18 protein-coding genes are annotated in these 22,752 nt (G+C 63.4%); 12 read left to right on the top strand and 6 right to left on the bottom strand.

The window, feature by feature from the left end; translation table 11 throughout:
- Positions 1-185 precede the first annotated feature (185 nt).
- On the top strand, positions 186-731 hold the full coding sequence (locus A3AC_RS0104365) for a cupin domain-containing protein (RefSeq protein WP_025597596.1): 546 nt from the start codon (positions 186-188) through the stop codon (positions 729-731).
- A 281-nt stretch (positions 732-1,012) separates the two neighbouring features.
- Positions 1,013-3,097 (top strand): transketolase, encoded by a 2,085-nt coding sequence (gene tkt, locus A3AC_RS0104370; RefSeq protein ID WP_025597597.1) that lies wholly within the window; start codon positions 1,013-1,015, stop codon positions 3,095-3,097.
- Between the two features lie 17 nt (positions 3,098-3,114).
- Here tkt and A3AC_RS0104375 read toward each other — a convergent pair whose 3' ends face one another.
- The 3 genes from A3AC_RS0104375 to A3AC_RS0104385 form a co-directional block, all read right to left on the bottom strand.
- A complete protein-coding gene (locus tag A3AC_RS0104375; protein WP_025597598.1) occupies positions 3,115-4,200 on the bottom strand; it encodes a hypothetical protein in 1,086 nt (361 codons plus the stop codon).
- 91 nt (positions 4,201-4,291) lie between these two features.
- On the bottom strand, positions 4,292-5,368 hold the full coding sequence (gene zapE / locus A3AC_RS0104380; protein WP_025597599.1) for a cell division protein ZapE: 1,077 nt from the start codon (positions 5,366-5,368) through the stop codon (positions 4,292-4,294).
- 141 nt (positions 5,369-5,509) lie between these two features.
- Complete coding sequence (locus A3AC_RS0104385; RefSeq protein WP_025597600.1) at positions 5,510-6,412, bottom strand: YihY/virulence factor BrkB family protein; 903 nt, start codon at positions 6,410-6,412, stop codon at positions 5,510-5,512.
- A gap of 201 nt (positions 6,413-6,613) precedes the next feature.
- On the opposite strand from A3AC_RS0104385, the gene A3AC_RS0104390 reads away from it, so the two are divergent.
- From A3AC_RS0104390 to A3AC_RS0104420, 7 genes are all read left to right on the top strand, one after another.
- Complete coding sequence (locus tag A3AC_RS0104390) at positions 6,614-7,777, top strand: ligase-associated DNA damage response exonuclease (RefSeq protein WP_025597601.1); 1,164 nt, start codon at positions 6,614-6,616, stop codon at positions 7,775-7,777.
- Positions 7,774-9,459, top strand: a complete 1,686-nt coding sequence (locus A3AC_RS0104395) for an ATP-dependent DNA ligase (protein ID WP_025597602.1) — start codon at positions 7,774-7,776, stop codon at positions 9,457-9,459. The genes A3AC_RS0104390 and A3AC_RS0104395 overlap by 4 nt, the downstream gene beginning before the upstream one ends.
- A gap of 115 nt (positions 9,460-9,574) precedes the next feature.
- The gene (locus A3AC_RS0104400) at positions 9,575-10,033 is read left to right on the top strand and encodes a response regulator (RefSeq protein ID WP_025597603.1); all 459 of its coding nucleotides are present in this window, start codon (positions 9,575-9,577) and stop codon (positions 10,031-10,033) included.
- 275 nt (positions 10,034-10,308) lie between these two features.
- Positions 10,309-11,175 carry an SDR family oxidoreductase gene (locus A3AC_RS0104405; protein WP_025597604.1) on the top strand — a complete coding sequence of 289 codons (867 nt, stop codon included), beginning with the start codon at positions 10,309-10,311 and terminating at the stop codon, positions 11,173-11,175.
- A 175-nt stretch (positions 11,176-11,350) separates the two neighbouring features.
- Complete coding sequence (locus A3AC_RS0104410; protein ID WP_025597605.1) at positions 11,351-11,884, top strand: (2Fe-2S)-binding protein; 534 nt, start codon at positions 11,351-11,353, stop codon at positions 11,882-11,884.
- Complete coding sequence (locus tag A3AC_RS0104415) at positions 11,881-12,885, top strand: FAD binding domain-containing protein (RefSeq protein ID WP_025597606.1); 1,005 nt, start codon at positions 11,881-11,883, stop codon at positions 12,883-12,885. Before A3AC_RS0104410 ends, A3AC_RS0104415 begins: the two co-directional genes overlap by 4 nt.
- Positions 12,882-15,131, top strand: coding sequence for a xanthine dehydrogenase family protein molybdopterin-binding subunit (locus A3AC_RS0104420; RefSeq protein ID WP_025597607.1), 2,250 nt, complete (start codon positions 12,882-12,884; stop codon positions 15,129-15,131). The genes A3AC_RS0104415 and A3AC_RS0104420 overlap by 4 nt, the downstream gene beginning before the upstream one ends.
- Positions 15,132-15,296: 165 nt before the next feature.
- Here the strand turns inward: A3AC_RS0104420 and A3AC_RS0104425 are convergent, their stop codons facing one another.
- The gene (locus A3AC_RS0104425; RefSeq protein WP_025597608.1) at positions 15,297-15,698 is read right to left on the bottom strand and encodes a PRC-barrel domain-containing protein; all 402 of its coding nucleotides are present in this window, start codon (positions 15,696-15,698) and stop codon (positions 15,297-15,299) included.
- 197 nt (positions 15,699-15,895) lie between these two features.
- Here A3AC_RS0104425 and glgX point away from each other — a divergent pair, with 197 nt between their 5' ends.
- From glgX to A3AC_RS0104440, 3 genes are all read left to right on the top strand, one after another.
- The gene (gene glgX, locus A3AC_RS0104430) at positions 15,896-18,112 is read left to right on the top strand and encodes a glycogen debranching protein GlgX (RefSeq protein ID WP_025597609.1); all 2,217 of its coding nucleotides are present in this window, start codon (positions 15,896-15,898) and stop codon (positions 18,110-18,112) included.
- A 110-nt stretch (positions 18,113-18,222) separates the two neighbouring features.
- Positions 18,223-18,402, top strand: a complete 180-nt coding sequence (locus A3AC_RS0104435) for a DUF2934 domain-containing protein (RefSeq protein WP_025597610.1) — start codon at positions 18,223-18,225, stop codon at positions 18,400-18,402.
- A 51-nt stretch (positions 18,403-18,453) separates the two neighbouring features.
- Entirely contained in the window at positions 18,454-20,526 is a 2,073-nt protein-coding gene (locus tag A3AC_RS0104440) for an AI-2E family transporter (protein ID WP_025597611.1), read from the top strand.
- Positions 20,527-20,614: 88 nt separating this feature from the next.
- On the opposite strand, the gene A3AC_RS30605 is transcribed toward A3AC_RS0104440, so the two are convergent.
- Complete coding sequence (locus A3AC_RS30605) at positions 20,615-20,785, bottom strand: hypothetical protein (RefSeq protein WP_198017964.1); 171 nt, start codon at positions 20,783-20,785, stop codon at positions 20,615-20,617.
- A gap of 132 nt (positions 20,786-20,917) precedes the next feature.
- Positions 20,918-22,510 (bottom strand): FAD-dependent oxidoreductase, encoded by a 1,593-nt coding sequence (locus A3AC_RS0104450; protein ID WP_025597612.1) that lies wholly within the window; start codon positions 22,508-22,510, stop codon positions 20,918-20,920.
- Positions 22,511-22,752: the final 242 nt, after the last annotated feature.

A 22,752-nucleotide genomic window follows, 5' to 3' on the forward strand; every position in this document is an offset into this window, starting at 1 on the left:
TGCCTTTTTCCGCACGGTTGCACGGCTGGGCGGTTGCATGGCTGCACCGGCGTCCCGGCCTGCAGCTGACCCGGCAGGTTTTAATCGGCTGACAAGCCGGGGCAGGCGCGCTTTATGCGGCAGTGCGAGATCGCCCGTTACCGGTTCGCGCACCGGACGGGCACCGCCACGCATAGGAGCCAAACATGCAGGAAGATTCGAAGCACGCATTTGACGCGGTCCAGACCGAGTACGAAGCCTTCATGCTTGAGCCGCACGAGTGGGTACCGAATAACCGCAAGCTGCCCGTCGTGATTTACCGGCAGGCAGTCGACCCCGCCATCGGCGATGTTGCCGCCGCATTCGAACTGCTGTTCGCGCGCAATCAATGGCCGCCGCAGTGGCGCGACGGCATCTTCGACTATCACCATTTTCACTCGACCGCGCACGAGGTGCTTGGCGTCACCGAAGGTTCCGCCGAAGTGATCGTCGGCGGTCCGGGCGGCAAGGTGGTCAGCGTTTCCGCCGGGGACGTTCTGCTGCTGCCCGCCGGCACCGGCCACTGCCTGCAATCGTTCGAGGGGCGCTTTCGCGTGGTGGCCGGCTATCCGGCGGGCCAGCAGTGGGACATTCGTCGTGAAGCGCTCACGCCGCAGGAACTCGCGGCCATGCACGCATTGCCGTTTCCGCAAATGGACCCCGTCGACGGCAAGCACGGCCCGCTTTGCGAGCACTGGCTGAACGCGGCCTAGTGCCGCTCGTGTCCTTCGCATTTCGGGGTTGGCATTCGCGCACGTCAACGAACAGCAACAGCAGTTCGCTCAACGCGCCCACGATGTCACGTTGCGTGCAGATTTGCGCGCATCGGCGCATCATCGTCAAGGCTTGCCGGGTTGTCGATCTGTCGTGTCCCGCGAACACCGTTTGTATACCGTTGATACCGTTTGAACACAGCCTGAACAGCGCTTTCCCGCGGCTTCGCAGCAGCAGCGCGCGCGGGCGATGTGGCTGACGGCCGAACAAGGAGTGTCCCATGCAAAACGATCCCGCCCTCGACCAGTTGTGCATCAATACGATCCGCACGCTGTCGATGGACGCTGTTCAGAAAGCGAATTCCGGCCACCCGGGCACGCCCATGGCGCTGGCGCCGGTTGCCTACCATCTGTGGCAAAACCATTTGCGCTACGACCCGGACGAGCCGCTTTGGCCCAATCGCGACCGCTTCGTGCTGTCGGTCGGGCACGCGTCGATGCTGCTGTATTCGCTGCTGCATCTCGCGAACGTGAAGGCCGTCGACGAAGATGGCAAGCCGACCGGCCAGCCCGCTGTGTCGATCGAGGACATCGAGCGCTTCAGGCAGATAGACAGCAAGACGCCGGGTCACCCCGAGTACCGGATGACGACGGGCGTCGAAACGACCACGGGTCCGCTCGGTCAGGGCCTCGGCAACAGCGTCGGCATGGCGATGGCGGCGCGCTGGTACGAGAGCCGCTTCAACAAGCCGGATGCGTCGCTCTTCGACTATCGCGTCTATGCGCTATGCGGCGACGGCGACATGATGGAAGGCATCTCTCACGAAGCGGCCTCGCTTGCGGGGCACCTGAAGCTCTCTAACCTGATCTGGATCTACGACAGCAATCGCGTGACGATCGAAGGGCATACGGATCTGGCGTATAGCGACGACGTGGAGAGCCGTTTTCGCGGCTACCGCTGGCACACACTGCACGTGGACGATGCGAACGACGCGGCCGCGCTGGAAGCCGCGTTGGTCGAGGCAAAGAGCGTGACGGACAGGCCGACGCTGATCGTGGTCAACAGCATTATCGGCTGGGGCGCGCCGAACAAGCAGGACACCGCCGCCGCGCACGGCGAAGCGCTCGGCGTCGAGGAAGTGGCGCTCACCAAGAAGTTCTACGGCTGGCCGGAAGACAAATTCTTCTACGTGCCCGACGGTGTGCACGAACGTTTCGCTGCCGGCATCGGCGCGCGCGGCAAGGCGGCGCGCGAGGAATGGCTGGCGAAATACGACGCCTACAGCAAGCAGTATCCGGAACTGTCGCGCGAATTCGCGCAGATCGAAGCGCACGAGTTGCCAGTGGGCTGGGACAACGACATTCCCACCTTCGACGCAGACCCGAAAGGCATGGCCTCGCGGGAGTCGTCGGGCAAGGTGCTCAACGCCATTGCCGCGCGCGTGCCGTGGATGATCGGCGGCGCGGCCGATCTCGCGCCGTCCACGAAAACGAACCTGAAATTCGAGGGCGCGGGCAGCTTCGAGTACGACAACTACGGTGGCCGCAATCTGCATTTCGGCATTCGCGAACATGGCATGGGCGCGGTGGTCAACGGTCTGGCCTTGTCGAACCTGCGGCCGTTCGGCTCCACGTTCCTCATTTTCAGCGACTACATGAAGCCGCCGATTCGCCTGTCGGCAATCATGGAGGTCGAGGCGATCTACGTGTTCACGCACGATTCGATCGGCGTCGGCGAAGATGGGCCGACGCATCAGCCAATCGAACAGCTCGCGTCGCTGCGCGGTGTGCCGGGTCTCACCGTGCTGCGTCCGGGCGATGCCAACGAGGTGGCGCAAGCGTGGCGCGTCGCGCTGACGCAAAAGCGGCGTCCCGCGTGCATCGTCGTGTCGCGGCAGCCGCTGCCCACGTTGGACCGCAGCCGCTATGCATCCGCCGAGGGCGTGAAAAAAGGCGCCTATGTGCTTGCCGATGCGCCCGATGGGCAAAAGCCGCAAGTGATCCTGCTGGCCACCGGCAGCGAGCTTTCCATCTGCGTGGATGTTTACGAGAAGCTGAAGGCCGAGGGCATTGCGGCGCGCGTGGTGTCGATGCCTTCATGGGATCTGTTCGAACGGCAGGACGAGGCGTATCGCGACACGGTGTTGCCGGCCGACATCGACGCGCGCGTGGCCGTCGAGCAGGCCGCGACGCTCGGTTGGGACCGCTACGTCGGCAGGCTCGGCGCACAGGTGGTGATGCACACGTTCGGCGCGTCGGCGCCGCTTGCCGATCTGAAGAAGAAGTTCGGCTTCACGCCCGAGCATGTGTATGAAGCGGCGAAGCAGCAGATTGCGCGCGTGCAGGGAAAGGGCGCCTCGCGGTAGCGCATTGCTCACATCGTTCAGTTCGCCGGAATCGTCACGACAGGTGCCTTGTTGCTCGTGTCGGCTTCGGCGAGCGCCATGAGGTTCTGCACGACAGTGAACGCGTATTTCGAGTCGAAGTCGTTGCGGTCCACCCAGTAGGACGACGCTCCATATGGGATCGTGACATAGGCATTGTCGGGCGCGGTCTTGCCGGAGTGAACGATGATGGTAGGCCTCGTCTCGCCGCCGATCAGGCCCACGGTCGGTTTCGTGGAGCCGTCGTTTATGCGCTCGGTGGGCACCTGCACCTGTGCGCCGAGATCGGTCAGTATGCCGAGCACCGAGCGCGTCACCATCGGAATCCTGTCGGCCTTATGCCACGCAGACGAAGGCCCATACACGATTTCGTAGCTGCGCGTATTCGACGAGAGATGCAGCAGCTTGCGCACTCGCGCGACGTCGGCGGTGATTTGCGGCGAGTCGCCGCTGGTCGTTGCGCCAATCACGAGGAACACGCTCATCTGGTCGTTCTTATCGCCTACCTTGCGCGATTCGACGTTGAGCTCGCCCGCGAGTTGCAGGCGCCGCAGCGCGCGCAGCAATTCGAAAAAGCCCGGCGCGCCCGCGCTGTTTTCTCCGCCGAGCGCGTTGCCGTTCTGCAGGCCACCCACCGATTGCGCGGTAATGCGCAACAGCAGGTCGATCGGAATGCCGCCTTCGGCGAGCGGCAGGACCAGTGCTGGCGCGAGCGGGCGGATATAAGCGGAGGCGAACGCTTCGCCGGTAGTGGGCGTGTACGTGAATGTCGGGTGATTGGAATACGACACGCTGCCGGTGGCGAGCGCATAGTTCGGCTGGCTGCCGGAGCCCGCATTGGCGGTCGCGCCGCCGCTGGCATCGAATGTATAGGCCGCGATGATGCTGCTGACGGTCAGAAACGCGGGCGCGTCGCCATAACGCAGGCCGACCACGGCCGCGAGAATCTCGCGCTTTTTCGCGTCGCCGAGTGCGCGAGCGTAGTCGACCTGGTCGGCTTTGAGGCGCGAAGGTCCAATATGTACGCAGGCAGAAGAAAGGCAGGCCGCGCAAAGCGCGGCGGCGAGCGAAGCGGTTCTGATCATCGGGAAAAAGGCGGAGTGCTTATCCGCTGAAGAATGAGTCGTCTCGACCGCGGTAGCACGGCGCATTCCCGGATGAGCGGCGGGGACGTCGCTAATGGTCCGTGCCTGTCGAGGTCGGCTGGTCGAGCGCCTCGTCGAGCGTGTTGCGATACGCGCGCGATTCCATTTCGGCAAGACGGCTCAGTGTTCTCGAGAGATCATGCGCGCCTTCCAGACTGCGCAATGCAGCATGAATCGGCTGATCCGATGCAATGAAGAGCGCGCGCTTGCGATCGTAAAGAATATCGACGAGCCATACGAGCCGCTGCAACGTATGTGGTTTCCTCAGCCACCCGGTATGCACGTTATCGACAATGAACCCCTGCCAGCGCTCGGCAAGGTCCAGGTAGTCGAGATGCGAGCGGTTCGCCACGCACAGCGCTTCGAAGTCGGCCCACAAGATAGCGGCGCCCACCGCGCGCGCAATCAGCGGCCGGCCCGCAGCGCTGACTTTCGTCGCTTCCAGTGCGCCGCTGCTTTCATGGCGGAGGAAAAGGTCACGCAGTGCATTGCCGGCCGCTGCGTCGAGCGGAGAGAAGAAACGCGGTGACGGATGCGCCTCGCCGCCGAAGCGATAGTCGCGTGCACCGTCGAAATGAATCACGCGAAAGTGCCGCTTGATCTGCTCGATGGTCGGCACGAAACGCTCATGAAACTCCGGGTCGGACAGCAGGCCGTCCGGCGCATAGTTCGACGTAAGCATGATGCGCGTGCCGAGCCTGATCGCCGTATCGAGAAAGCGGCCCATCAGAAGCGCGTCGGCGATATCGTGCACGTGGAATTCGTCGAAGCACAATAGCTCGATGCCGCCGAGCCATTGTTTCGACACCGAGCCAAGCCGGTCGTCGCCACGCGGTTCGTTCACGAGGCGCTGGTTCATCTCGCGCAGAAACTCGTGAAAGTGTAGACGCCGCTTGCGGCAATCCGCCAGTTCGAACACGGTATCGACCACGAGACTCTTGCCGCGTCCAGGCAGTCCGTGGCAATAAACGCCCTGATATGGTGGCTGCGTGTCGCCTATTGCCGGGCCGGGCAATGCGGCAAGTGCCGCGATTGCATAGCGTTGCTTCGCATCGGGCACGATGCCGCGCGCGGCCAGGCTGCTTGCGATCAGGGCTTCGTCAAGCATAGGCTGCGCCCTGATGCGGAAAGTAGTTGATTGATTTGCGCTGAACGACGTTCATTAGGGGGTTCTGTAGCGTGCCGGATGATAGGCACGATGCGCGCAATGTTACCCCAGCCTCTCACGCGTGCCCCGGCTCCGCAACAGTCAGCCTGTTTTGATGGGCTGCTTCGGCGCGCCTTGCGGCTCAAGTCCGAAGCGCTCGTACTGTGCGATCACTTGCGCGCCGAAGAGCAGCAACGTGGCAAGCCATTCAAGACTGAACAGAATGACGATCGCCATGGTGAGCGACCCGTACACCACGCTGACCTGCGAGAGCGTCGCGAAGTACCACACCAGCACGTGGCGTGTGATTTCCCACAACACGGCGGCGACAACGCCGCCAAACAGCGCGTGCTTGATGGATGGCCGTCCGACCGGCATCACCATATAGATCGACGTCAATACGAAGATCTCGCCCGCAAGACCGAGCAGGTACAGCAGCACCCGCGAAGGGCCCTGCAGCGAAACATGCATGCCGAGGAAGTCGAGACCTTCGGTGCCCACGGCTTCGAGTCCGCTCGACACGAAGGTGACGATCAGCGCGCCGACGCCGAGAAACAGGATGTAGCAATAAGGCAGCAGCGCCGAGAGCAGAAAATGGCGACGCCGTATGACCACGCGATGAACGAAGATCAGCGACATCGCGTTCTCAAGCACGGTGAAGGCGAGCGAACTGAAGAACAGCATCGTCACGAACAACACCCAGCCGATCACCGCGCGATGAGCGAGAAAATTGGCGAGCTCCTGCACGAGCGCGCGCGACTGGCCAGGCACGAGCCACTGCAGCAGGTGCCCTAATGCGGGCAACAAAAGGTGCTGCGGCACGATGCGCGACAGTGCGATGACGATCAGGATCATCAGCGGCACGATGGAAAGCAGCGCGTAATACGCGACCGCGCCGGCGAGCAGCAGCCCCTGGTTGGCGCGGAAAGCCTTCAGCGTTTCGAGCGTGAAGCGGCCCGGATGTTGTGCGACGTAAAGCGTGCGCCGATCGACAATGAAGTGCATGGGTCCTCGCCACGCGCGCATCTCGGGCCGCCGACGGGCGGCGCATACCGACGCGCCTCATGTCAGGGTAAGCAAGAATGCCGCCACGCCTCGCCATGTTTGTTTAGACAGATGGGCAATGCTCGGGCGGGACGTATGACGCATAGCTCCTGGGCAGCGCGCAACGCCGACCGGGAATAGGCTTTGCTTATTGTTCGCCACATGGCATCCGAACCAACATCGAATATCGCAGCGGACAATGCCGGCCCCGGGGACCTCGTCATCGCACGGCCCGAGGGTTTGTATTGTCCGCCGGGCGATTTCTATATCGATCCCTGGCAGCCCGTCGAGCGCGCCGTGATAACGCATGCCCATTCCGATCACGCGCGTTTCGGGCACCGGCATTATCTGGCGTCGCGCGCCGGGGCGAACGTGCTGCTGTCCCGCCTGCCTGACATCTCGCTGCAAACGCTTGCGTATGGCGAGCGGCTCGACATCAGCGGAGTGACCGTGTCGCTGCATCCGGCGGGACATGTGCTTGGTTCCGCGCAATTGCGCATCGAACATCGTGGCCGCGTGTGGGTCGCGTCCGGCGATTACAAGCTGGACCCGGACCCTACTTGCGATGCATTCGAGTCCGTGCGTTGCGACACTTTCATCACGGAATCCACTTTCGGTCTGCCAATCTACCGCTGGGACCCGCCGCAAACCGTGTTCGACGGCGTGGATTCATGGTGGCGCCATAACGCCGCCCAAGGCCGCGCATCCGTTCTGTTCTGCTATTCGTTCGGCAAGGCGCAGCGCGTGCTGGCGAGCGTCGACGCGGGCATCGGACCGATCTTCTGCCACGGCGCGGTGGAGCCGCTCAATCGCGCGTATCGCGACGCCGGTGTGCATTTGCCGCCGGTACGGCTCGTCAGCGAAATTCCGCCGAAAGAGAAGGCTGTATTCAAACAGGCGCTGATCGTCGCGCCGCCGTCGGCGCAGGGCAGCGCGTGGCTCCGACGCTTCGGCGACTATAGCGACGCATTCGGGTCGGGCTGGATGCGCTTGCGCGGCGCGCGCCGCAGACGCGGCGTCGACCGAGGCTTCGCGCTCTCCGATCATGCGGACTGGCCCGCGCTGCAAACGGCGATTCACGCGACCGGCGCAGAGCGCGTGATCGTCACGCATGGTTCTGTCGAGCCGATGGTGCGCTGGCTGCGCGAGCAGGGCCTCGAGGCCGGCGCTTTCGCGACGCAATATGGCGACGATACCGTGGAAGCGGACGCATTGGGCGGCGTCGAAACTGTCGCGGAAGGCACCGTTGCAGGGGGCAGCCTGGCGCATCAGCACAGCGACGAAGCCCCCGCTGCCGCGCTCGACGACACCGCGAGCCGTTCATGAAGCGCTTCGCTGCTCTCTACACCGCGCTCGACGCAACCACGTCTACGCATGACAAGCTCGACGCGCTCACCAGCTATTTTTCCGTAGCCGAGCCGGAAGATGCCGCATGGGCATCGTATTTCCTGGCGGGCGGCAAACCTCGGCAATCGGTGCCCACACGCCTGCTCACTGAGTTCGCGCGCGAACGCGCGGGCTTGCCCGCGTGGCTTTTCGAGGAGTCGTATCACGCGGTCGGCGATCTTGCAGAGACCATCGCGCATATTCTGCCGCCTGCGCAACGCACCTCTGAACTGGGCCTGACACAGTGGATCGAGCAGCGCGTGCTGACCTTGCGCGGCCTCGCGCCAGAAGAGTTGCGCCCGCGTCTTTTCAGCTACTGGGACGAACTCGACTGGAGCGGCCGCTTTCTGCTCACGAAGCTGATTGGCGGCGGCTTTCGCGTCGGCGTCGCGCGGCAACTCGTAGTGCGGGCGCTTGCCGAGGTGGCCGGCATCGACCACAAGCGGATTGCGCAACGCATGGTCGGATGGACCGATTCGCGGCAAAAGCCCGACGCCGCGCGCTATTTGCGGCTCATCGCGCCCGACGTGACCGACGTTGGGGGCGACGACGCTCAGCGTGCCACAGAGCGGCACGACAGCGATCTCGGCCTGCCATATCCGTTCTTTCTCGCGCATCCGTTGCAGGCCGATCCGGGGACGCTCGGCGATCCGGCACACTGGCTGATCGAATGGAAGTGGGACGGCATACGCGCGCAGCTCGTCAAGCGCGCGGGACGTGTGTGGTTGTGGTCGCGCGGCGAGGATCTGATTACCGATCGTTTTCCCGAAGTCGCCGCACTCGGCGAGGCGCTGCCGGACGGTTTCGTGATCGACGGCGAAATTCTCGCGTGGGAACCAGGCGCTGCTGCGCCGTTGCCGTTCGCGCGCCTGCAACCGCGCATTGCGCGCAAGACGCTGAGCAAAAAAATTCTCGCTGATTCGCCTGCCGCATTGCTTGCTTACGACCTGCTCGAAGCCCACGGCGAAGACCTGCGCATGACGCCGCTCGCCCAGCGGCGCGCGCAGCTCGACTCGCTCGCCGCGTCGCTCGACAACACCCTCGCACGCGATCTGCTGCGTGTATCGCCGCTCGTCTTCGGCGCCGACTGGCAGGCACTCGCTGCGCTGCGTGAAGAGAGCCGGGCGCGCGGCGTCGAAGGTCTGATGCTGAAAGAGCGCGAGTCGCTGTACGGTGTGGGCCGCACGAAAGCTTCGGGCACATGGTGGAAATGGAAGATCGATCCTTATGCGGTAGACGCGGTACTGGTTTACGCCCAACGCGGACATGGCCGCCGCGCAAGCCTGTACACCGATTTCACGTTCGCAGTGTGGGACGAAGCCAACGGTGTGCGCACGCTCGTGCCCTTCGCCAAGGCCTATTCGGGTCTTACCGATGAGGAAATGCGCCAGGTTGACGCAATCGTGCGCAAGACTACGATCGAGAAGTTCGGACCGGTGCGCAGCGTGACGCCGACACTCGTATTCGAAATCGGCTTTGAGGGCATTCAGGCGAGTACGCGCCACAAGTCGGGCGTGGCCGTGCGATTCCCGCGCATGCTTCGCTGGCGCACGGACAAGCATATCGAGGACGCCGATACGCTCGCGATGCTGAAGGGTTTCATCGACGATCGCGCGGCTTGAACGCCGCTGTCATTCAGAAAGCATGTAATCAGTCACGCGGTGCAGCGCGGGAGCGAAACTTGCGTCCGTGCGCCGGGGCCGCGACGCGGCGCAAGCAGCAACAAGGGAGGGAAGGGTGACGCTCGATAACCGACTCGACGACAGTGAAGACGTGGTCGTATGGCGGCCGATCCAGTATGCGATGGCTTCGCACCGCCGCGTGCTGGTGGTGGACGACTATCGCGAGGCGGCGGACGCGCTGCAGATGCTGTTGAACGCGGACGGATTCGAATGCCGCGCGCTCGAAGATCCGCACGCGGTATGCGAGCTGGCGTCGGAGTGGCAGCCGTTTGCCGTGGTGCTCGACATCAAGATGCCGGGACTCGACGGCTTCGAGCTCGCGCGGCGTTTGCGCGCGCATCCGTCCACGGCGCATATGCTGCTGGTGGCATGCACGGCCTTTGCTTCGCGCGACGACCGCGCACGCGCGCGCGCCGTCGGTTTCGACGCGCATTGCGCGAAGCCGTTGACGCCCGAGCGTCTTCTGCGCGTGCTGGAATCGGCTGCGGCCTTGCATGCGGTGGGGCCGCCGTAAAGCCTGCGCGAGCTTTGAAAAAACTGCGATTGGCCGATTGCAGTATCTGGTGGCCGTTCCGTGCGCGCCGCGCATTCTCGTGAATCGCCGGTCCGCCGTTCGCAAGCTGTCGTATCGACATGCTTCATTCTCGAGCTTTTTGTTCCGGCATGCCGCGCGTGCATCACGTATGCACCGCCATACCGCATCTCACGCTGGCCCGCCAGTTGCTGGATATGTAGCGACGCCGTGCGCTTCGCACGCCGCACATGTGGATCAGCATTCTGGAGGATCGTATGAGCGACACAGAACGTCCTACACCACCGTTCGAAGGACAGCAGCAGGACCAGACGCCGGGCCGCACCGCGCCGATGCAACCTCAGCCCGATCACGGCGAGAAGTCATATAAGGGCTCAGGCCGTCTTGCCGGCAAGGCGGCGATCATCACGGGCGGCGACAGCGGCATCGGCCGCGCGGTGGCTATTGCGTTCGCGCGCGAAGGCGCGGACGTGCTGATCGCCTATCTGAACGAGGACGACGATGCGCGCGAAACCGCCCGCTGGGTCGAAGACGCAGGCCGCAAGGCGGTGCTCATGCCCGGCGACATCACGGATCGCGCGCATTGCAAGGCGATTGTCGACAAGGCGGTGGAAGCATTCGGCCGGCTCGACGTGGTCGTGAACAACGCTGCATATCAGATGACCTACCCATCGCTCGACGCAATCACCGACGAAGAGTGGGACAAGACCTTCGATACCAACATCGGCGCGATGTTCAGGATCACCCGCGCCGCGGTCAAGCACATGAAACCGGGCGGCGCGATTGTGAACACGACGTCGATCAACGCCGATCATCCGAATCCCGGGTTACTCGCCTATGCGACCACCAAGGGCGCGATTCAGAATTTCACCGGCGGCCTCGCGCAACTGCTGGCCGAGAAGGGCATTCGCGTGAATTGCGTTGCGCCTGGACCGATCTGGACGCCGTTGATTCCGTCGACAATGCCGCCGGAAAAAGTCGAAAAGTTCGGCCAGCAAGTGCCGATGAAGCGGCCAGGCCAGCCCGCCGAACTCGCGCCGGCTTACGTCATGCTCGCCTCGGACGAAGCCAGTTACATTTCAGGCGCGACCATCGCCGTGACGGGCGGCTCGCCGATTATTTAGGCATATTGATTGAATGTTCCGGGCGGCACTGTCTGTACACTCCGGCAGACAGCGGCTCGTCGTCAAGCCGCCCGTTCATCGCGACACCATCATCCTGCCGGGCACAGCGATTGCGCGCACGAATAGTTCGCTTGTAGCGCTCCCTGTGCGTGACTCATCGTCAGGAGAAATCTCCATGAATACCCCCACTGCGGAAATGCCGCTGGACGTTGCGCCGAGCGACGTTCAGCGCGTGCCGGTGAGCTTTGACATCAACGGCAAAAAGCACGAGTTCGAAGTGCAGCCCTGGACGTCGCTGCTTGATCTGCTGCGCGAACACTGTCATTTGACCGGCACCAAGAAAGGCTGCGATCACGGGCAATGCGGCGCGTGCACTGCGATTGTGAACGGTCAGCGGATCAATACCTGCCTCGCGCTCGCGGTCGTGCACGACGGCGCCTCGATCACCACGATCGAAGGACTCGCCAATGGCGAGGAGTTGCACCCTGTTCAGCAGGCCTTTATCGATCACGACGCCTTTCAGTGCGGTTACTGCACGCCGGGGCAGATCTGCTCCGCCGTCGCGATGCTGCAGGAAGGTCACGCGAAAACCGCCGACGAGGTGCGCGAACTGATGAGCGGCAACCTGTGCCGCTGCGGCGCGTATACCAACATAGTCGCCGCGATTGTCGACGCAGCCGACATGGCCGGCAAAGGAGCGCGCCCATGAACCGCTTCTCGTACACGCGCGCGAGCGAAGTGCAACAAGCCATCCAGCAGCATCGCGAAAATCGCGCCGCTGCGTTTATCGCGGGCGGCACGAACCTCGTGGATCTGTGGCGCGAGAACGTCGCACATCCGCAGCTCGTCGTCGACATCAACCGTCTGCCGCTCAGACAGATCGAACCGACCGCCGCGGGCGGACTCAGGATCGGCGCGCTCGTGACCAACAGCGCAGCCGCTTACGATGCCACCGTCAATGCGCGTTACCCGTTGCTCGCGAAGGCCATTCTCGCGGGTGCGTCCCCGCAGATCCGCAATGTGGCGAGCGTCGGCGGCAATCTGCTGCAACGCACGCGCTGCCTCTATTTCTACGATGCCGGCACGCGCTGCAACAAGCGCGAACCCGGTACCGGCTGTCCGGCGATGGAAGGCGTCAATCGCATGCACGCAATTCTTGGCGCGAGCGAACACTGCACCGCCGTGCACCCATCGGACATGTGCGTCGCCCTGGCCGCGCTCGATGCAATGGTGCATCTGTCGGGTCCCGAGGGTTCGCGTGTGCTGCCGTTCGCCGAGTTTCACCGCTTGCCGGGCGACACGCCTCACATCGATACGAACCTGCGCGACGACGAGCTTGTTACCGCGGTCGAGTTGCCGAAGCAGGGCTTCGCGGCGCATCACGCTTACGTGAAAGTGCGCGACAGGGCTTCGTATGCATTTGCGCTGGTCTCGGTGGCGCTCGGGCTCGAACTGGACGGTGACACCATCGTCGAAGCGCATTGCGCGCTCGGTGGCGTGGCGCACAAGCCGTGGCGCAATGTGGATGCGGAAGCGTCGCTGCGCGGCAGGCCGCTGAACGCGGCAACGGTGCGCAATTTCGCTACCGACTTGCTGCGCGAGGCGCGTGGCCGCCGCGGCAACGCGTTCAAGATCGAACTGACGGCGCGCGCCATCGAGCGCGCCTTCGCGATGGCAACGCAACGTTCACTGGAGGAACCGGCGCCATGAACCGCATCGAGACTTTGCCCGCATTGCGCGCGAGCGGCGTGCCGCACAAGCGCGTGGACGGCAGGCTGAAAGTGACCGGCGCCGCGCAGTACGCGGCCGATTTCACGGCCAACGGACTCACGTATGGCTTTGTCGTATCGAGCACGATTGCGGCTGGAAGAATCGTGTCGATCGACTCGTCGGCCGCGCTCGCGTTGCCTGGCGTGCTGCATGTCATGACGTATCAGAACCGCCCCGAGCTGCCTCGCGAGGACAAGCCATACAAAGACATGGTCGCGCCCGGCGGGAGCCCGCTCAGACCGCTTTGGGACGACCGCGTGTGGTACAGCGGCCAGCCTGTGGCGCTCGTGCTCGCGGAATCGCTCGAGCTCGCGCGTCATGCGGCTTCGCTGGTGGACGTGCGCTACGAATCCGCGCCGCATCGAACGGATATGGGCGAGGCGCTGATGAGTGCCGAGCCGCCGTCCACGGAAAAGGGCGGCTTCGATCCGCCGCCCGCGCCGCGCGGCGATGCCGACACAGCGTTGGCGAATGCGGTGGCGCGCGTCGATGCGTTCTACAGCACGCCGGCCGAATATCACAATCCGATGGAAATGCACGGTTGCACTGTGGTGCCGGACCAGCACGGGCACCTGACCGTGTATGAAAAGACCCAGGGCGTGATGAATACCAAGTCGTATCTGACCGCGGTGTTCGGATTGAAGGACGACGAGGTGCACGTGGTGTCGGCGTTCGTCGGCGGTGCATTCGGCTCCGGTTTGCGGCCGCAGTATCATCTCGCGCTCGCGGTCATGGCGGCGCTCGAACTGAAGCGGCCGGTGCGCGTCACACTCACGCGCCAGCAGATGTTTACGTTCGCGCATCGGCCGCAATCCATCCAGCGCGTCGCGCTCGGCGCTGCTGCCGACGGCCGCTTGCAGGCGGTGATTCACGAAGCTGTATCCGAGACCTCGCAGTATGAGGACTATTGCGACGTAGTGGTGAACTGGGCAGGCCAGCTTTATCAATGCGATAACGTGACGCTCGGCTACAAGGTCGTGAGGCTCGATGTGCCCACTCCGGCCGACATGCGCGCGCCGGGCGCGGCACAAGGACTGTTCCCGCTCGAAGTAGCAATGGACGAACTGGCGCAAGCACTGCAGATGGACCCGCTCGAACTGCGCCTCATCAACTACACGGAGCGCGATGCGAACAGGAACCTGCCGTTCTCGAGCAAGGCGTTGCGCGACTGCTATCGCGAAGGAGCGGCCCGTTTCGGCTGGGAAAAGCGGCCGCTCGCGCCGCGCGCGCGCCGCGAGGGCACCGAACTGATCGGCTGGGGCATGGCGACCGGTGCGTGGGATGCAATGCAGAACGAAGCATCCGCGCGCGCCGTTCTCACGCGCGATGGCCGCGTGACCGTTTCCAGTTCGACCGCCGACATCGGCACCGGCACCTACACCGCGATGACGCAGATCGCGGCGGATGCGCTCGGCGTGCCGCTTCACGAGGTCGTCTTCGAGCTTGGCGATACGCGCTTGCCGAAGGCGCCGATAGAAGGCGGCTCGTGGACGGTGTCCTCGGTGGGCAGCGCGGTGGATGCAGCATGCAGGCGGCTCTACAACCGGCTCGTCGAATTGGCGCGGCAACATGGCGGCGCACGTTTCGCGGCTGTTCCGCGCGAGGACATACGGCGCATGGGCAAACGGATCGTATGCGGCTCAGGCCCGGAAGACGCCGTCGAAATCGATACGCTGCTCGTGCGCGCCGGGCTCGACAAGCTCGAAGAACAGGCGAGCGTGAAGCCGCACGAAAAGCAGCAGGCCTACTCGATGGGTACGCATTCGGCGATTTTCGTCGAAGCGCGCGTTGACGAAGCGCTCGGCACCGTGCGCGTGACACGTGTGGTGAGCGCGGTCGCGGCGGGGCACATCGTCAATCCGAAGACCGCGGCGAACCAGGTGGCGGGCGGCGTGGTGTGGGGCATCAGCATGGCGCTGCACGAGGAAGGACAGTTCGACCACGACATAGGCCGCCAGATGAACCACAACCTCGCCGAATATCACGTGCCGGTGAATGCGGATATCCACGACATCGACGTGCTGTTCGTTGAGGAGCACGACGATATTGTCAATCCGCTCGGCGCGAAGGGTGTGGGCGAAATCGGAGTGGTGGGCGTGGCCGCAGCAGTGAGCAACGCGATCTGGCATGCGACTGGCAAACGCGTGCGCGAACTGCCGATTACGCTGGACAAGCTGTTTGCGTGAGCGTGGCTGAAGCGCGGCCGATTGTTTGCGAGGCTGCGCTACAGCTTATTGGCCGCGCGTAAAACGTGGCGTTCGCTATTGCCTTGAGCACTGCGCCCGCTGCGTGGAGCGTCGCGTTGGTGCGCAAGGCGCACCGTCCGCTGCGCAAAACGCGCTGCCGCGCCTTCAATCGGCGTACTTGAATTCCGGCAGCGCCTCTAGCGACTTCTTCGTTGCCTCCGGCAACACCACCCGACGGTTGGTGATCTGCAAATCGTTGAACGGAACCGCCACGAGATGCTTGCCCATGCCGAGAAATCCGCCCACCGACAGGATCGCGTAGGTGCTGCGGTCGCCGCCAGGAGAGACGATCAGATCGTCGACGGTGCCAATGGTGTCCTTGTTCTTGTTGAAGACGTCGGCCCCTGTGAGCTTCGACGCGCGATACCCGCTCGCCAGCTGCACGACGTCGGTGCGTCTTTCCGTAATGGACTGCGGAGCGCCTTGCGCCTGGGCGTTGCCATATGACGCCAGGGTCCCGGCGAATAGCGCTGCCGCGAGCAGCGTTCGAAGTTGCATGCTTCGCATGATGGTTTCTCCTTGTTATGTAGCGCCGTTCCCGGCGCGTCGAATCTGCTTTCAATCGCGTTGTCGCAAATTTCATGCCGTCGCGCGCCTGCTGCTTGCACGGCTGGGCCCGCAGTTTGCTACACGAGCGAGCCTTTGATTCATATCGCCTACACTGAAAAGGCGCGCGAGCGCCCCAGCCTCTCACAGGAATTTCTATGTCATCTCCGGCCACCAGCTCGACGCGCATCGCGGAAGGCACACCGTTCCCACTCGGCGCGACATGGAACGGAAACGGCGTGAACTTCGCGCTGTTCTCGGCGCACGCAACCAAAGTCGAACTATGCCTGTTCGACGAGACCGGTCAGAATGAAATCGAGCGCATCGAACTGCCCGAATATACCGATGAGGTCTGGCACGTGTTCGTGCCGAATCTGAAGCCGGGCGCCATCTACGGCTATCGCGTGCATGGTCCCTATGAGCCGGAGAAGGGGCATCGCTTCAATCCGAACAAACTGCTGCTAGACCCATACGCCAAGGCGCATATCGGCGAACTGAAGTGGGCGCCCGAAATTTTCGGCTATACGCTCGATTCGGAAGACGGCGACCTGTCGTTCGACGAGCGCGACAGCGCGCCCTTCGTGCCGAAGTGCAAGGTGGTGGACGCCACCTTTTCATGGACGCATCCCGAGCGCAATCCGCTGCCGTGGGACCGCGTGATCTTCTACGAAACGCATGTGCGCGGCTTTACCATGCGTCATCCGCAGGTGCCGGAAAATCTGCGCGGCACCTTCGCGGGAATGGGGCAGAAGGCGGTGATCGAGTACATCCGGAGTCTCGGCGTAACCTCGGTCGAACTGATGCCGATCCAGACCTTTGTCAACGACAGCTATCTGCTCGAAAAGGGTCTCACGAACTACTGGGGCTACAACACCATCGGCTTTTTTGCGGCCGACCCGCGTTTCTTCGCTTCGTCGACGGAATCGGTGAGCGAGTTCAAGGGGATGGTGGACGCCTTTCACAACGCAAATCTCGAAGTCATTCTCGACGTGGTGTACAACCACACCGCCGAAGGCAACGAACGCGGACCGACGCTCTCGTTCAAGGGCATCGACAATGCGTCGTACTATCGCCTGATGCCCGACGAGCCGCGCTATTACATCAACGATACGGGCACCGGCAATACGCTCAATCTTTCGCATCCGCGCGTGCTGCAGATGGTGACCGACAGCCTGCGTTACTGGGTGACGGAAATGAAGGTGGACGGTTTCCGTTTCGATCTGGCAACGATTCTCGGCCGCGAGCCGCATGGTTTCGACGAAGGCGGCGGCTTTCTCGACAGTTGCCGGCAAGACCCGGTTCTCTCCAGCGTGCGGCTGATCGCGGAGCCGTGGGATTGTGGGCCTGGCGGCTATCAGGTTGGCGGTTTTCCGCCTGGATGGGCCGAATGGAACGACCGCTTTCGCGACACCGTGCGCGCCTACTGGAAGGGCGACGAAGGCATGGTCGCTGATCTCGCCACACGCCTGACAGGATCCGGCGACAAGTTCAATCATCGCGGCCGGCGCCCGTGGGCGAGCGTGAACTTCATCGCGGCGCACGACGGCTTCACGTTGAACGATCTCGTTTCGTACAACGACAAGCATAACGAAGCAAACGGCGAGGACAACAACGACGGCCACTCCGACAACAGGTCGTGGAATATGGGCGTGGAAGGGCCAACCGACGACCCCGAAATACGCCAGCAACGCGAGCGTCAGAAACGCAATCTGCTCGCCACGCTGCTGCTCTCGCAAGGCACGCCTATGCTGCTCGCGGGCGACGAATTCGGCCGCACGCAGAAGGGCAACAACAACGCGTATTGTCAGGACAACGAGATCAGCTGGGTCGACTGGGAAGGGATCGACGACGACGGCCGCGCGCTCACCGAGTTCGTCAGAAACCTCACGACGCTGAGGCACCGATTGCCGGTACTGCGCCGCAGCCGCTTTCTCACAGGCGAGTACAACGAAGCGCTCGACGTGACCGATGCGCGCTGGCTTTCGCCCGACGGCACCGATCTCACTGCCGAGCAATGGGCCGATCCATTGATGCGCTGCTTCGGCCTCGTGATAGACGGCCGCGCGCAGGCGAGCGGCATCCGCCGTCCCGCGTCGGACGCGACGCTGTTGCTGGTGCTGAACGCGCATCACGACGTCGTCAACTTCACATTGCCCGAAGTGCCCGACGGAGATCGCTGGACCTGCCTGCTCGATACCAACATGCCGGTGCGCGCGGAGTTGCCGGAGTTCAGCGCCGGCGACGAGTATCAGGTCACCGCGCGTTCACTGCTGCTGTTCGCCCTCGAGGCGCAGAGCCGTGCGACGCAGCGCGTGTTCGACAAGCTCGAAGAGCAGCTCACCTCGGACGAAAGCGAGGCGCCGCCTGCCGCCTGAGCGGGAATATCACTTGCTGATCTGACGGTGGCCACGCGCACTCATCATCACGATGATGCGCGCGGCTTCGCCATGCCGGCATCCGCGAGACCTTAACTGTAGGTGATCATATGGAACAGGAGCAGACCTCCCAGGAAGAGCAGATTCGCACGCGCGCTTATTACTTGTGGGAACACGCGCCCGAGCCCAAGGGCACACCCGACGAATACTGGGAACAGGCCCGCAGCGAGATCGAAAAGGAAGCGCCACCAGTGGAGAGTGGGCCGATTGCAGAAGAGCCCAAAAAATAACGACATGACAGGGAGCACCACAACAAATAGCGACAAGCTGCACGTAGCGCAATGAAGGACATTCCCGAACCGTCGCGCGGCAGGCCGCCCACTCGCATCGACGCGCCGCCTGCCGCGTTCGGTCTCGACGCGCTGATCGCGTTGGCGGTCGGCGCCGGGTTTGTCGCGTGTCTGTATTTCGCGCGGGCCGTGCTGATTCCGATAACGCTCGCGATTCTGCTGAGCTTTCTCGTCGCACCGCTCGTGAAATCGTTGGGACGCCTGAAGCTCGGCCACGTCGCGTCGGTGTTCGCGGCAGTGATGATCTCCGTTTCGGTGATCGGAGTACTCGGTGCGGTGATCACGATGCAGTTGACGGAGCTCGCCGCGGGCATGCCGCGTTACCAGGCGACCATCGAGCGCAAGATGGAGGCGGCGCACACGCTGACCGTCGGCAAACTCGATCGCTTTGCGAAAGCCGCCGGTCAGGCGCTGCAACGCGCGACAATCGAACCGTCCCAACCCGCGCCGCGGCACGATGCGTCTTCCGCGGATGGCCGCGCGCCCGCGGCCGTGCCCGTCGAAGTGCGCGAGCCGGTGCCCACTCCGCTGGAAGTGGCGCGCCGTGTGTTGTCGCCGGCCATCAGTCCCATCGAGACCGCGTTCATCGTATTCGTCGTGATGGTGGTGATCCTGCTGCAACGCGACGATCTGCGCGACCGCGCGATCCGTCTTTTCGGCTCACGCGATCTGCACCGCACGACCATGGTGATGGACGAAGCGGCGCGGCGCCTGAGCCGCTACTTCGTTTCGCAGCTCGGCCTGAACGCGGGGCTCGGTGTCGCCATCGGCGCGGGGCTGTTTTTCATCGGCGTACCGAGCCCGATTCTGTGGGGCATACTCGCGGCCTTGCTGCGGCTCGTGCCGTACGTCGGCATCTGGATAGCAGGCGGGCTGGCCACCGCGCTTGCTGCCGCGGTGAGTCCCGGTTGGGACATGGCGGTGTGGTGCATTGCGCTTTTCGTGACCGTCGAACTGCTGGTGGGCCAGGTGGTGGAGCCCTTGCTCTACGGACGCAGCACCGGACTCTCGCCGTTCTCGGTGGTGGTCGCCGCGATCTTCTGGAGCTGGATCTGGGGGCCTATCGGCCTGATCCTGTCGACGCCGTTGACGCTTTGTCTGCTCGTACTTGGCCGGCATATCAGGCGCCTGGAATTCCTCGACGTGATGCTGGGCGATCAGCCCGCGCTCACGCCGGTCGAAAATTTTTATCAACGTGCACTCGCGGGCGACCCCGATGAAGCGATCGCGCAAGCCGAACTGCTGCTGCGCGAGCGTTCGTTATCGGCTTACTACGACGAGGTGACGATCAAGGGCCTGCAATTGGCCGCCAACGACGTGGTACGCGGCAGCGTCACGACGGCGCAGCTTGCGCGCATCGAGTCGACCACGAACGATCTTGTCGACGGCCTCGACAGTTATCCTGACGAGCCGCCGCCGCGGCCCGCGGCCGCTGACCTGAGCGCGGAGTTCGGGCCCGTCGCGCCGTCGCGCAACGCAACGCCTGCTTCCACGTCCACACAAAGGGTCTTTGCGAATCACACTGCACGCGGCACGGTTGACGAACTGCCAGAAAACGCGCGCGAAAGAGCCGTTGAACCTGCGCCCGACCAGGCAGGCGAGCTCGCGCCGGAGATGCCACAAGCCATGCCGCGCGTCACGAATCAGCGCGTCTTGTGCATTCCTGGACGCGGTCCGCTCGATCCTCTTGCCGCCACCATCATGCTGCAGCTGCTCGGCAAACACGGCTTCACGGCGCGCGGGCTGCCGCATGAGGCGGCGTCGCGTGCATCGATCGATCGGCTGGACGCCGACGACGTCGGTATCGTCTGTGTCGTCTACTTGCAGATAGACGGCATTCCTTCGCATTTGCGCTACATGGTCCGGCGCATTCGCGCGCGCTTGCCGAACGTATCGATTATCGTCGGACTATGGACGCCGGAAAATCTGGAGAAGTGGAGCGTCGACCTGCAAAACGCCATGGGCGCTGACCGCTACGTGACTTCGTTGCAGGAGATGCTGGCCGCTTGCCACACGCGTGGCAAAAAATCGAGCGATGTGCCGTTCGCGGTAGCCAGCGCATAACAATCCCCGACGCGATCCACACAGACGCAAATGCGAAAAACGCCCGGCGCTTGCGCGTCCGGGCGCTTTTGTTGATGGACAGCGATGTCTATTTGCCGGTGGCTTCGTCTTCGGAGGAAGTGTCTTCGTCGTCGGTCACGATTTTGGTGGTGCCGCCGGTCGACGGCGGGTCGCTCGCCGGAAAGGTGTCTTCAACCTCCTTGTCGATCTGCTTCTCGGTCTTGTCGGCGTTCGGATGTTGTTCCTTGGGTTCTGGCATGGCACTTCTCCTTTTAGCTAACGAATATGATGCGCAAATTCACTCGCGACTCACGCGGTCCACGTTCTGTGCTTTTTACATGAGCATGTAGAGTTGAACGACAAGGGCGCATGGTCCAAAGCGTGACTTTGCTCAGTCATTGCCGCACGACTCGCGCCCGACAATCTGCAATGCCTGCGCACGCGTGAGCGGGCCCGCGCGCATCGCCTCGACGAGATGCGCGGTTTGCGTGTCGCGATTACACGCAAGCACTGCGGCCACTTTGTCGTTCTTTACATAGAGCGCGGCAAAATCGTGACGCTCGAGTTCGCCGTCGACGACAAGTTCGTCCCATTCGCTCGCATGGCCCAGGTACTCGAAGTTCTTGCCGAAGTGGTAGGTCCAGAAAAACGGCACACCGTTATAGCGGTTACGCGCGCCGCACATGTTCTGGGCCGCGATGCGCGCATGTTGCTGCGCCAGGCGCCAATGTTCGATGCGCAGCGGCTCTTCGTCTTCGTACAGCGGAAAGACCGCGATGTCTCCGGCGGCGTAAAGGCCGGGCGCGGCCTGCATGCCCGCATTCACGATCACGCCGCCATCTTTTTGCAGCGGCAAGCCTTCGACAAAACCGGTGGCAGGCGTAACGCCGGTGCCGAGCAGCACCACGTCGGCGGCAATATGCTCGCCGTTTTCCAGCATGACCTCATGCACATTGCCTTCTTCGCCTTCGAGCGAAGCGACCTTGGCCTGAAGATGAAACTCGACACCGTTGCGTTCGTGCAGCTCGCGAAACATCGCGCCCACGCGCTCGCCGAACTGTTTTGCGAAAGGCACCTTGTCCGGCGAAATAACGGAAACCTGCACGCCGCGTTTGCGCAGCGCGGAAGCGGTTTCGAGTCCGATGAAACTGCTGCCGAGAATGGCGACGCGCGTGGACGCATTGTCGCGTGTCAGTCCGTCCGTATCGCTGTTGGCGAGCGCCTCGACTATCGCGGCGGCGTCGTCGAGATGGCGCAGCACGTACACGCCGCCGAGTTCGCTGCCCGCGATTCGAGGGACTGTTGGCGTGCTGCCGGTGGCGAGCAACGCGGTGTCGTAAGTCAGTTCGCCGCCGCTTTCGAAGTGAATCCTGCGGGCCGGCACGTCGAGGCGCGCGACCTTCGCGACGATCCGCTCCACGCCGTGCTGCTCGTACCAGTCGGTTGCGAGCAGCGGCGGCACGTCGCCAGGCGGCATCTCGTTGGAAGGCACAAACTTGCTGAGCGAAGTGCGGTCGTAGGGCGCGTGCGGTTCGTCGCCAATCAGCGTCACACGGCCGGTGAAGCCATATTCGCGCAGCGCCGCACAGGCGGCCGCGCCTGCCGCGCCGGCGCCGATCACGACGAAATGCGGCTCCTGTGTGCGGGCTAGTTCTGTTTCGCCCGGCAGCTTATCGGGTGTGACCATCACGTCGTCGCCGTCGACGATCACTGCATACCGGTCGAGCGGCACCAGCGGCGGCGGCTCCAGCACCTTGCCGGTGGCGGCGTCGAATGTGCCTTTGTGCCACGGGCAAACAATCCTCCCGCGACACAGCGCGCCTTCCTCGAGCGGTCCGCCGGCATGCGGACAGTCGGCGGAATAGGCGCGCACGGTATCGCCGCGGCGAACCAGCAGAATCTTCTCGTCATCCACGACGACGCGTTGTGCCCGGTCTTCGCGCAATTGCGAAAACTGGGCGACGTGCCGGGCAGTGATGGGCATGCGAGTGTCTCGGGGTTTCAGCAGGGCTCAGGCGCCAGACCCGCGCGGCAATGCAACATGTCGTGGCGGGCGGAATCACGTTACCGGTGAGCAATTCATGTGCCCGACGGTGGCATGCAGAAACATTCGCGTTTCGTTGTGCGCCGCTGTGTGCGTGGCCGAAAAGTGCGGTAGATTCCAGCTAGGGAATTAGCGCACGACCACGGGGCATGATACGTGCGAGCAATTCACCTACTCGTATG

The organism is Burkholderia sp. WSM2230 (assembly GCF_000472445.1).
GTDB lineage: Bacteria > Pseudomonadota > Gammaproteobacteria > Burkholderiales > Burkholderiaceae > Paraburkholderia.